Genomic DNA, 12,582 nt, shown 5'->3' on the forward strand with positions numbered 1-12,582 from the left:
AAAAATAAAAAAATATAAATAAAGGTTAAAATGAAATTATGAAAAATATAGATAATGAAGTTTTAAATAAAATTAAACAAAATTATAATTTAGAATATAAAAATTTGGCTTCTCAAGAAAATAAATCTTCGTCAGGCAGAATAGAAAAAACTAAAATAATTCCTTCTTTAGAAGAAGCGATTATAAAAAGTGGTTTAAAAAATGGTATGACTATTTCTTTTCATCATCATTTTAGACACGGAGATCAAACAGTTGAACAGGTTATGAAAATCATTGATAAATTAAATATAAAAGATTTGACTGTGTCTGCTTCTTCTTTTACTAGAGCCCACGAATGTTTTGTTGAATATATTAAAAAAGGAATAGTTACTGGTTTAGAAGGATCAGGTTTGAGAGGCAAATTAGGAGATTTAGTTTCAGAAGGGATTTTGAAAAAACCAGCGATTATACGTTCTCATGGAGGAAGAGCAAGAGCTATTGCAAATGGAGATTCTAAAATTGATATAGCTTTTTTAGCAGCTTCTAGCAGTGATGAAATGGGTAATGCTAATGGTAGTAATCAAAAAGGTCTTTCTTCTGTTGGTTCTTTAGGTTACGCTTTGGTTGATGCACAATATGCTAATAAAGTAATTATTATAACCGATAATTTAGTTTCTTACCCGAACAGTCCTATTTCTATTCCTCAAATCTATGTTGATTTTGTTGTAAAAGTAGATCGTATTGGTGATTCTTCTAAAATTGCATCAGGAGAAATTCATAATGTTTTTAATCCAAAAGAAATGAAAATAGCTAACAATATTATTAAAGTAATTAAAAACACTCCTTACTTTAAAAATGGCTTTTCTTTTCAAACTGGAACAGGTGGCGCTTCACAAGCATCTTTAATGATATTGAAAGAAGAAATGTTGAAAAAAAATATTAAAGCTTCTTTTTTTCTAGGTGGTATTGTTCAATCAGAAGTGGAATTCTTAAAACAAGAATTAGTGGATAAATTATTAGATGTTCAATCGTTTGACTTAGGTGCTATAAAATCTATCAGAGAAAATTATGAAAAACATTTAGAAATATCTGCTTCTTTTTATGCAAATCCTTTTATTAAAGGCTGTGCCGTTAATAAGTTAAATTTCGGAATATTAAGTGCTTTAGAAATAGATATTAATTTTAATTGCAATGTTTTAACTGGTTCTGATGGTTATATAAGGGGGGCTTCGGGAGGTCATTCTGATGTGGCTTTTGGTAGTGATATTTCTATAGTAGCTCTTCCATTAATAAGAGGTAGAATCCCTTCTATAACAAATAAAGTTAATACAATAGTAACTCCAGGTAATACAATTGATATTGTGGTTACTGATATAGGTATAGCTGTGAATCCTTTAAGAAAAGATTTAATTCAAATTTTGACTGATGCTCAAGTTCCTTTGACAAGTATAGAATATTTAAGTGATTTAGCATATAAAATTACCGGCGAACCTGAACCAATAGATTATGATAAAAACAAAATTGTTGCTTTAGTTGAATACCGTGATAAAACTTTAACAGATGTTATTTATAAAGTAAAACCATTCATTTTATAAAATTAAATATATATTCGATCGAAAATAATATGGATTTAAAAAATAATATTTTAAAGTCTAGAGAGATAAGATATCTAAAGCAAAAAAAAATTTTAAAAAAATATCAAAAAGGTTTAATAACTGTAACTTTAAATATTCCAGGCCAAAATAAAAATAAACCTTTATATGATATTTTTTTAAAAAAAATAATTAATAAATTATTGCTACCTTTTTTAAAAAATTTAAACATTATACATTTAAATCAAAAGCGAATATTTTTAAAAGATTATTCAGGTATTTATTTAAATATAGTTTTGAATACCGGAGATGAAAATTTATTAAAATTTACAAAAGAAAAATTAATTGAATTAGAACAAAAAAAAACTATTTTAATATTTGTAGATATTGACATAATTAATATAGAATATAAATATATAAAAAGAGAATTTTTGCAACAAGCCCCAAGAAAATGTTTTTTATGTAATAAAGCGGCTAAAATTTGTGCTATTGAAAAAAACCATAATTTAAAAGATTTATTGACTTTTATCAAAGTGAAAATGAAAAAATTTTTGTCCAATAAAATTCAAATTTAATAAAAATTAATATTTTTTTTCGACTAATTTTAATAATTCTTTGTTTTCTTTATATTTTGAATAATTTAAGTTTTTTAAATAATTCAAACTAGATGTTGGTACTAATTGAGATATTTCTTCAAAATTACCTTGAATAAATAATTTTCTTACTTGAGTCGCTGAAATACTTTTGTCTTGATACTTTTTTCTTGGTATTATAATTAATTCTATTTCTTTTGTTTTAAATACTTCTGTCATAATTTGATTATATAAGTTAGTAGTGATTGAAAAAGGTTCTTCGCCTACAAATCTTTTTTTTATATTTAAAGCAGGAACTATATAATTAACAAAAATAAATGAATCTAAAATTATTTGTTGCTTAACAACTTCTTCTTTAGAAGGTAAAAAATAAGAAGGGAAAACATTTTTTGATACTAAATAATTGCTTCCTTCTAAAATTTTAACATTCGAAAATTTTTGAATAGCTAATTTGATCATATCTAAACGTTCTTTATATGTAAATAATGATGCTTCTTCGCTAACCATAATAACATAAACAAAAGAACTATTTTCACAAGCTTTTTTTATTAAATATTCATGTCCTTTGGTAAAAGGATTGGCATTCATAACTATAACACTGCTATTCTCTTTATCTTCTTTTTCATTCAATAAATATTTTAAATATTTATTTAAAAGATCGAATCTATTTGTTAAAAAACCGAATTCATCATTATTATATATTATTCGAAAACCTAAATTTTGAAAAATTTTGAAATTAATAGGTTTAGTAAAAACAAAAATTTCTTTAAAATGATTTTTATAAATTCTTTTAATCATAAAATCTATTAAAATATTAGCTAAATTGTAATTTCGATATTCTTTTTTTATCACTAAGCAACGTAAATTATTTAAATAACGACCAATTACAGCAATTAATTCATCTTCATCAGATAAAATAATCGCGTATTCTTCTATAAAATCATTTTTTAAATTTTCTTCACATAAAAGTTTTTCTATTTTAGCAATAATTTCTTTATTATCGTTAGGATAAACAATTTTAGGCGTTGGAAAAAACATAATAAAAAGCTATACCCTTTCTTTATTTTAAATATTTAAATTTAATATTTAATTTAATAATCAAATAAACATTTAAATAAAATATTAATTTTCATTTTAATGTTTATTTTATATAAATTTTAAATCAAATATTAAATTTAAAAAGCCATAATTCGCCAAAAAAAATAAAATTTTTATAGAATATTTTATGAAATTAATAAATGTTTATATTAATTTTTGAAAATTATATATTCTAACTAATTAATCTAATCTAAAAAAATTATCTAAGTTAATTAGTTGAAAATTTAGAAAATTATAAAACTGAGTTTTTAGGCTTCAAATATTTTTTTAGATATTTGAATTAATTATTAATATTTATTTATTAAAAATATTTATAATTAATTCTTCGTAAAAACACTATCATCAAATTCTAGTTCAAAAAAACAATATAACATTAAAAAATTGAATTATTAAATCAAAAATATAAAAAAAGACTAGGAGGAGGATGGTTTTTTTCAACTAGTCTTTTTTTATATTATCAAATTCATTAAAAAACATCTTTATAACGATCTAAAATATTTTATTTTTTAATTTTATTTAATAAATGATTAACAAAATCAAAAACTGTTTCTGGAGAGCGAGAAGTAATAAAAATATCGCTAGTAATAGCTCTTTCTAAAGGGCAATAATTTCCTTTTATGTATTTGTCATAACCAGGATAACAAATAAAATTATGATTCTCTAATAAATTTAATTTACCTAAAAAAGCAGGAGCAGCGCAAATAGCGCCAATAATTTTTTTATTTTCTGCAAAATATTTTATAATTTTGAAAAGTTTATTTAAATTTAAATCATTGTCATCTAACATTTTTTTTACATATGGACCGCCCGGAATAATTAAAAAATCATATTCAGATAATTTAATTTCGTCAATATATAAATCCGATATTACCATAAGCTCTTGAGAAGATAAAACTTTTAAAGAAACATTAGAAGTAAAAGTTTTAACATCTAAAAATTTTTTTCTTAAAAATGATCTTGTAGCTAAAGCTTCGCAATCCTCAAAACCATCAGATAAAAACATTAATCCTTTTTTCATAAAAAACAACCTCTTTATGGCATTTTATTAAAAACAAAAAAATAATAGAAAAAATTAACCTCTATTAAATTGACCAAATTTATTTTATCATTATTTATAATAAACTTCGCATATAATAAAATTTTATAATTTTGCTTTTATTAATATTTTTTTTATTTTTATAAAATAAAAATTAAAGAAAAAATATGATATAATTATTTGGATATTTTTTATTTATTGAATATATAAATATCCTTTTTAACTTTTATCTTTTTAAAATAAAAAATAAAATAAAAAGAATAGAAAAGAGAATGAATAAAAAATTCAATCATTAAAAAAAAAGTATTTTCAAAAAAATAAAATTTATTTTTACTTCTTATTATATTATTTTATATATTTGATCTTAATTAGTTTTTTTAGCGCTATCAAAGGAATAAAAATACAAGAAGAAGAAAAAATTAATTCAATAAGAGAACAGATTTTCAAAATAAAACAAGATGCCGAAAAAGAATTAAATATTGCTAAATCAATAAAAAATAAAGTTGATGATTCTGTTAATAAAAATATTTTATTAACAGAAGCAATCAAAATGATAGAAAATGAAAAAGATTCAAATACAGCTATAGGTCAATTTAAAGCGGCAGAAAAAGAATTTCAAACAGAAACAAATGAAACCCTTTTAGAACAGACTTATACTTTATTACAAAATTCTCTTCAAAATTATAAAAAAAGCATAACTAATATCAAAAAATATAAAGCTTTAGTTCATAGAGAAATAGCAAAAAAAGAATTTGCAGAAATCAATAGAATGATAGATAAAACAAATGATTTTTTCTATGATACAGAAAAAGCAATAAATTTAAAAAAAGAAATAAATAATGAAATAGGAAATAAAACACAAGAAAACACAATAATTTATTTATTAGAAAAATCCGAATCAACATTAAAAGCAGCAAATGATATCGTTGAGGAAAGCAATAATAATATGCATAATAGAGAAAATACAAATAATCAATATGAGTATGTAATACATTATTGTCAAGATATTTCTGAAAAATGTCAAAAATTAAAAATTAAATTAAAAAATTTTTTTATAGAAATATTCCGAAAAGATACAGCAGAAAAAAAACAAATGTCGAATAATAATGATGATAAAATTATCACTTTATTTAATGAGCAAAAAAAAATAAAAAAATGGCAAATTATTATATTAATTTTTAATTTAATTTTTTATATATTAATTTATATATTTTTGAAAAAGAAAAATAAAAATAATTTTTGTCAAAAAATTGAAAATAAAAAATTTTTGTTAAAAAAGAGTTTATAAAACTCTTTTTTTTTTTTTTTTTTAAAACAATCCAAATTATAACAAAATAACAAAAGCTAAAGCATAATTTGTGCTATGAGAAATAGAAATCATAATTTGAGCTGACAAATAAGAATGAATAACATAAGGAAATCCCGAAATAGAATCATTTAAAATAGACCAATCACAATAATTATTTTGTAAATTACCTTTTTGATAAGCTTTAAAAATAGCTTCTTTAGCTGCCCATCTACCTGCTAAAAAACTTATTTTTCTTTTGAAATTACTAATATCTTTATATATCAAATATTCTGCATCAGATAAAATTCTATCAGCTATTTTATTTATGCCTATTTTTTCAATTTCTTGCATTTCAACCAAATCAATGCCAATATTTTTCATTTTTACATCCTTATTAATTTTAATGCTCATTAATTGAACTCAGAATAGAATTCAATTCTTTTTCATCTATTATCTTAATTTTTAATAAACGCGCTTTTTCTAATTTAGAATCACTATTTTTTTCACCCACAATCAAATAATCAGTTCTAGAAGAAATACTTTTAGAAACAAAAGCACCATATTTTTCTAAAAGAGTAGTTATATCTTTTCTTGAATAATTATTTAAAACCCCTGTACAAACTATTTTTTTATTTTGTAATATATTATTATTAGATTGAATAATTTCAGAATTTTGCGCTGAAGAACCAAAAACAATGCCTTTAGATTGTAATAAATTAATTTCTTCAATATTTTCCTTATTTTGAAAATATTGACATATACTAATTGAAATTTCTGGACCTATTTCAGGGATTTGCATTAATTCTTCAAAAGTAACTTTTTGTAAATTCTGAATATTTTGAAATTTATTACTTAATAATTTAGATATTTTTATACCTACGTGATCAATTCCTAAAGCAAATAAAATTCTATAAAAAGATTGATTCTTGCTTTTTTCTACAGAATTTAAAATATTAGTTATTTTTTTATCTTTAAAACCAAACAATTGTTTCAATTGAGGATACTTATCTTTTAAAAAATATAAATCAGAAATTTTCTTAATTATCCCTTTTTGAAAAAAAGTAACTAAAGTTTTTTTACCTAAAGTATTAATATCCATAGCTTCCCGAGAGACAAAATGAATAATTTTTTTTATTTGCTTTTCTTCGCAATCATTATTTAAACAAAAATAATCTACTTTATTTTCTTTTTTAGTTAAAACTTCTCCGCAAAAAGGACAATTATTCACGATTTGAAAAGGTATTTGATTAGTTCTTTTATGTTTTACAACTTCTAAAATTTCTGGAATAATAGACCCTGATTTATGTACTAAAACAAAATCATTAATACGAATATCTTTTCTTTGAATATAATCATAATTATGAAGTGATATTTTAGATAATAAACTACCATCTAAAATAATAGGCTGAACGTCAGCAATAGGAGTTAAAACGCCTGTTCTCCCAATTTGAAAATTAATATTTTTAACTACAGTTTCGCCTTTCAAAGAATTAAACTTATAAGCGATAGCCCATTTAGGATATTTACTTGTATTTCCTATTAAATTATGTAAATTTAATTCGTTAACTTTAATAACAACTCCATCTATACCATAAGGTAAATTATTTTTAAGTTTCTCATAATAATTAATTTTTTCTTTTAATTCATCAAAAGAATAAACAACATTAAAATAAGGATTTACAGAAAAACCCATTTTTTTTAAAAACATTAAAACTTCATATTGTGTTCTAATAAAAGAAGGGGGATTAATGATAGAATAAATAAAAGAAGATAATTTCCTATTAGATACTATAGCAGAATTTAATTGTCTTAAAGTTCCTGAAGCTGCATTACGAGGATTAGAAAATAAAAATTTATTTTGATCTTTTTGTTCTTTATTTAACTGTTCAAATGAATCATGATCAAAAAAAATCTCCCCTCTTACTTCTAAATCTATTTTTTCTGGTAATTTTAAAGGAATATTTTTAATAGTTTTTATATTATCAGTTATTAATTCACCAAAATAACCATTTCCTCTTGTTAAAGCTTGAAATAAAATACCTTTCTTATATTTTAAACTAATAGCAACTCCGTCTATTTTAAGTTCTAAATTAAAACAAAAAGGAATTTGTTGCTTTGATAAACGATCACAAAAAAGTTTTAATTCTTTAAAATCAAAAACATTATTTAAAGATAACATTGGTACATCATGTGATACTTTTTCAAATTTAGAACTCAAAAAGCCACCTACTTTAAAAGTAGGACTATAAGACAATTTATATTCAGGATATTCTTTTTCTAATAAAATTAATTCTTGTAATAATGCATCATATTGCGAATCTGTTAATTCTGTTTTGCTTAATTGATAATATTCATAATTAGCTTTACAAATTTTATCTGTTAAAGTTCTAATTTTATTTTTTATTTCAAATGTCATTTTTATAACCTTTTTATCTAATGTTATAACATATAATTAATTTTGAAAAATTTACAAAATGAACAAAAAAATATTCTTTCATTATATATAATATAAAAATTATTTTTATTTTATAAAAAATTACTTAAATAATAAAAGTATTATATATTTAAATTAAATAATTCACTAGCATTATATGTTGTTTGTTTAGCAACTTCTTTTAAACTTATATTTTTTAAGTAAGATATTTTTTCAGCTATAATTTTCATAAAGCCAGGTTCATTTGTTTTATTTTTATCTAAAGGAAATGGAGTTAAAAAAGGAGCATCTGTTTCTAATAAAATTTTATTCAAAGGAATTTGTTGAACGATTTTTTGCGCTTCAATAGCATTTTTATAAGTAATAATACCTCCTAATCCTACATAAAAACCTAATTCTATAGCTTTTTGGGCTTCTATAAGATGACTAGTTAAACAATGAAATACTCCTTTAATTTTACCTTTATAAGGCAACAACATTGAATATATTTCATCAAAAGATTCTCTTGCGTGTAAAATAATAGGTAAATTATGCTCTAAAGCTAATTTAATTTGGATTTGTAAATTTTTTTTTTGAATTAATAAAGAACTTTTTTCATGATATAAATCTAAACCGATCTCCCCTACAGCTACTACTTGTGGATGCCTAAAATATTTTGTAATACTCAAAGGATCTTCATTTGACCAATGACAAGGGTGAATTCCGACAGCAGCTTTAATAAATTTATTTCGAGAAGCTAATTCAATCGCTTTTTCGTTTGTTGCTTTATCCACACCAGGTACAATAAAATATTGAATATCATTTTTATAAGCTCTTTCAAGAACTTTATTTAAATCTTTATCAAAATCAGCAAAATTTAAATGAACATGTGTATCAATTAACATAATTTTTTTATTTCTCTTTTAACAAATTAATTTTTACTATTTAATAAATAAAAAAACCCAAAAAATTGGGTTTTATAATGCATATGTTAAAGATTTATTTGAACAAAATTAAAGATGAATAGGTTTATCTATTGCTCCTAAAAAAGTTTCTGAAATTATTTCTGATAAAGTAGGATGAGGATGGATTACTTTAATCATATCATAAACTGTTCCTTCTAGGTTTATAGCAACACCAATTTCACTAATTAATTCTGTAGCGTTACAAGATAATATATGCATGCCTAAAATTTTTGAGTTATCTTTATCAATAATTAATTTAGCAACGCCATCAGTTTCTCCGTCCGCTAAAGCTTTTCCTATAGCACTGACAGGAAACATTGAAACTTTATAATTTATTTTCTTCTCTTTTGCTTGTTCTTCGGTAATGCCTATAGTAGATATTTCAGGGAAGCCATAAATACAATTAGGAACTAAATTATAATCCATAGGAAAAAGATGTTCTTGAGAGTTTAAAGCATGAGAAACAGCTATAATACCTTCATGACTAGCAACATGAGCTAACATATATTTGCCATTCACATCTCCAATAGCATAAACTCCTTCAACAGAAGTTCTTAAAAAATTATCGGTAACTACACCAATTCTGTCTGTTTTTAAATTCAAATTTTGAATTCCATCTAAATTAGGTTTAGTACCGACAGCCATCAAAATTAAATCTGCTTCATCCTGATATATTTGATTATCCATTTCATAATGAACTTTATTATTGTCTATTTTTACTACTTTAGAATCTGTATAAATTTTAATACGATCTTTTTTTAATTTTTTAGCGTAAAGCTTAATAATATCATGATCTATATTACTTAATATATTTTTTTGTTTTTCTATAATTATAACTTCAGAATTTAATTTGGCAAAAAGAGTTGCGAATTCTACTCCAATAACTCCCCCACCGATAATAATTAATTTCTTAGGAAATTTTTCTAATTGTACTAATTCTTTACTAGTATAAAGAAATTTATTTTCATAAGATTCTTTAGCTCCAGTAATAGGAGGTATAAAAGCACTAGAACCTGTAGCAATAATAAGCTTTTTAGTTTCTAATCGTTTATCCCCTACTTGAACTAAATTTGGAGTCAAAACTTCTGCAAAAGAATTATATAAATCAATTTTATTTTTTTTTAATAAAAAAAGAATACCATTATATAATTGTTTAACTATTTTATCTTTACGATTCAAAATAGATAACCAATCAAATGAAATATCATTTATTTTATTAATACCATAATTATCAATATTTTTAACAATATCGAAAACCTTAGCGCTTTTTAAAAATGCTTTAGTTGGGATACAACCATAATTAAGGCAAATACCACCAACTTTATGTTTTTCTATTAAAGCAACTTTAGCACCTAAATGAGCTGCTTTAATAGCGGAAACATAACCCCCTGGACCGCCACCAATAATTAAAATATCGTATTTTGTCATATATTTGCTCTTTGTCTTCTTTTACAAATTTTATCGAATTTTTTTAATAAATGTATTTTTCTAATTCTGCAATATTAGTTAATACTGAAGTAATTTTATTTAAAAATCTAGAAGCATCAGCACCATCTATAACACGATGATCGAATGTTAAAGAAACATGTAAAATATCAGCAATACAAATATTATTATCTTTAACTACTGGTTTTTTAATAATTTTACCAATCCCTAAAATAGATAATTCAGGCAAATTAATAATAGGTGTGCATTGTAAACCACCAATAGAACCAAAATTACTTAAAGTAAAAGTTCCGTTTTGGAGTTGTTTCAATGTTAATTTACCTTCTTGAGAATTTTTAGCTAATTTATTAATTTCTTGAGCTAACTCAATGATATTTAAATTATCAGCGTTTTTAATATTAGGAACCATTAAACCACGAGGAGTATCTACTGCAATACCTAAATTAATAAATTTTTTTATAATTATTGCATTTTTAGCAGAGTCAAAACTAGAATTAAACAAAGGGAATTCCATCAAAGCAGAAATAACTGCTTTAGCTATAAAAGCCATATAAGTTAATTTAATACCTTGAGGTTCTAATTCATTTTTTAATCTTTTTCTTAAAAAAACTAAATCAGTAATATCTATTTCTTCTGTAACAGTCACATCAGGAATTTCTGTTTTTGCAACAACCATTTTCTTAGATATTACTTCTCTTATTTTTGAAATTTTACAAATTTCTATTTCGTTTTCTGTGTTTTTATTATCACTTTTTATATTATTATTGTTTTCCATTATATTAGAATTTTTTCCTTTTTCTAAATTACCGAAAAATTATTCGATTGTTAATAATAAATCTCCGACTTCAATATCATCGCCTTCTTTGAAAAAAATTTCTTTAATTTTACCTGTAGCAACAGAAGGAATAAAAACAGAAACTTTATCAGTTTCGACTTCTAATAAATCTTGTCCTTCTTCAACTTGATCTCCTACTTTGAACAAAAATTTAATAATTTTTCCTTCCGAGATTCCCTCTCCTATATCTGCAAAACGTAATTCAAACATTATAAACAATCACCTTTCTTAGTATTTTTTTTATTTATTGAATATTTTTTTAATTTTGTAAATAATTTTATCAGGATTTAAATTTTGATGATATTCTCCTCTAGCTAAAGGCATAATAATATCAAAACCTGTAACTCTTTGAGGAGCTGATTTTAAAGAATCAAAAACATGCTCATTAACTAAAGTTATTATTTCTCCAGCTGGACCATAAGTTTGAGTAGCTTCATGAACTACCAATAATCTTCCTGTTTTTTTAACAGAAGATAAAATTGTGTCTTTATCTATTGGATTAATAGTTCTTAAATCTATTAATTCTATAGAAATACCTTCTTTATCTAATTCATCTATAGCTAATTTAGAAATTGGAACAGCAGAACTCCAAGCAACTAGAGTAATATCATTACCTTCTTTAACTACTTTAGCTTTTCCTATTTCTATTTCGTATTCTTCTAAAGGTACTTCTTCTTTTTTACCACGATATAAAAGTTTTGGTTCCATATAAATAACAGGATCCGGGCTATTAATAGCGGCGATTAAAAGTCCTTTAGCATCATAAGGATTCGAAGGAACAACTACTTTTAAACCTGGAATCGAACCTAAAATAACTTCTAAAGATTCTGAATGGTGTTCTAAAGCTTTGACTCCTCCTCCTACAGGGAATTTTAATACCATAGGGCATGAAAAACTATTTCTAGAGCGGTTTCTCATTCTAGCTGCATGAGCAATTAGATCTTGTAAACCTACGTAAACAAAACCATCAAATTGAATTTCTGCAATCGGAATTAATCCGTTAATAGACATTCCTATAGCATTTCCCACAATACCAGATTCTGTTATTGGACTATCAAAAACACGTTCTATTCCGTATTTATCTTGTAAACCAGCTGTTACTCGAAAAACTCCGCCTAATTTACCAATATCCTGACCGAATAAAACTATTTTTGGATTTTTTGCTAATTGAATATCTAAAGTATGATTAATAGATTGTAATAAATTCATTAAAACTTTATTTGACATTATTATTTATTGACTTTCCTTTTTATATTATTTATCCATAAATTAGATGAATAATTATATGATTAACATCACTTTTTTTATTATGCAATAAAAAAAATTATAAAAACATA

The 12,582-nt window shown here is 23.2% G+C and carries 12 protein-coding genes; 3 read left to right on the plus strand and 9 right to left on the minus strand.

Features of this window, described 5'->3' with window-relative positions; all coding sequences use genetic code 11:
• Positions 1-38 precede the first annotated feature (38 nt).
• Positions 39-1,574 (plus strand): citrate lyase subunit alpha, encoded by a 1,536-nt coding sequence (citF, locus tag ACTCUI_RS00350; RefSeq protein ID WP_463430668.1) that lies wholly within the window; start codon positions 39-41, stop codon positions 1,572-1,574.
• Between the two features lie 29 nt (positions 1,575-1,603).
• Positions 1,604-2,146, plus strand: a complete 543-nt coding sequence (citX, locus tag ACTCUI_RS00355) for a citrate lyase holo-[acyl-carrier protein] synthase (RefSeq protein ID WP_463430670.1) — start codon at positions 1,604-1,606, stop codon at positions 2,144-2,146.
• Between the two features lie 6 nt (positions 2,147-2,152).
• Here citX and ACTCUI_RS00360 read toward each other — a convergent pair whose 3' ends face one another.
• Positions 2,153-3,202 carry a GNAT family N-acetyltransferase gene (locus tag ACTCUI_RS00360; RefSeq protein ID WP_463430672.1) on the minus strand — a complete coding sequence of 350 codons (1,050 nt, stop codon included), beginning with the start codon at positions 3,200-3,202 and terminating at the stop codon, positions 2,153-2,155.
• 559 nt (positions 3,203-3,761) lie between these two features.
• Positions 3,762-4,280, minus strand: coding sequence for a DJ-1/PfpI family protein (locus ACTCUI_RS00365; protein WP_463430674.1), 519 nt, complete (start codon positions 4,278-4,280; stop codon positions 3,762-3,764).
• A 376-nt stretch (positions 4,281-4,656) separates the two neighbouring features.
• On the opposite strand from ACTCUI_RS00365, the gene ACTCUI_RS00370 reads away from it, so the two are divergent.
• Positions 4,657-5,586, plus strand: coding sequence for a hypothetical protein (locus tag ACTCUI_RS00370; RefSeq protein ID WP_463430676.1), 930 nt, complete (start codon positions 4,657-4,659; stop codon positions 5,584-5,586).
• A 36-nt stretch (positions 5,587-5,622) separates the two neighbouring features.
• Here ACTCUI_RS00370 and acpS read toward each other — a convergent pair whose 3' ends face one another.
• The 7 genes from acpS to ACTCUI_RS00405 all read right to left on the minus strand — a co-directional run bounded on the left by acpS (position 5,623) and on the right by ACTCUI_RS00405 (position 12,472).
• A complete protein-coding gene (gene acpS / locus ACTCUI_RS00375; RefSeq protein ID WP_463430678.1) occupies positions 5,623-5,967 on the minus strand; it encodes a holo-ACP synthase in 345 nt (114 codons plus the stop codon).
• Between the two features lie 19 nt (positions 5,968-5,986).
• Entirely contained in the window at positions 5,987-8,002 is a 2,016-nt protein-coding gene (gene ligA / locus ACTCUI_RS00380; RefSeq protein ID WP_463430680.1) for an NAD-dependent DNA ligase LigA, read from the minus strand.
• Between the two features lie 140 nt (positions 8,003-8,142).
• The gene (locus ACTCUI_RS00385) at positions 8,143-8,904 is read right to left on the minus strand and encodes a TatD family hydrolase (protein ID WP_463430682.1); all 762 of its coding nucleotides are present in this window, start codon (positions 8,902-8,904) and stop codon (positions 8,143-8,145) included.
• 108 nt (positions 8,905-9,012) lie between these two features.
• A complete protein-coding gene (gene lpdA, locus ACTCUI_RS00390; protein ID WP_463430684.1) occupies positions 9,013-10,392 on the minus strand; it encodes a dihydrolipoyl dehydrogenase in 1,380 nt (459 codons plus the stop codon).
• 43 nt (positions 10,393-10,435) lie between these two features.
• Positions 10,436-11,185, minus strand: a complete 750-nt coding sequence (locus ACTCUI_RS00395; protein ID WP_463430686.1) for a dihydrolipoamide acetyltransferase family protein — start codon at positions 11,183-11,185, stop codon at positions 10,436-10,438.
• A 39-nt stretch (positions 11,186-11,224) separates the two neighbouring features.
• Entirely contained in the window at positions 11,225-11,455 is a 231-nt protein-coding gene (locus ACTCUI_RS00400; protein WP_463430688.1) for a biotin/lipoyl-containing protein, read from the minus strand.
• 30 nt (positions 11,456-11,485) lie between these two features.
• Complete coding sequence (locus ACTCUI_RS00405; RefSeq protein ID WP_463430690.1) at positions 11,486-12,472, minus strand: alpha-ketoacid dehydrogenase subunit beta; 987 nt, start codon at positions 12,470-12,472, stop codon at positions 11,486-11,488.
• Positions 12,473-12,582 lie beyond the last annotated feature (110 nt).

This window comes from Brinjal little leaf phytoplasma, from assembly GCF_978563805.1.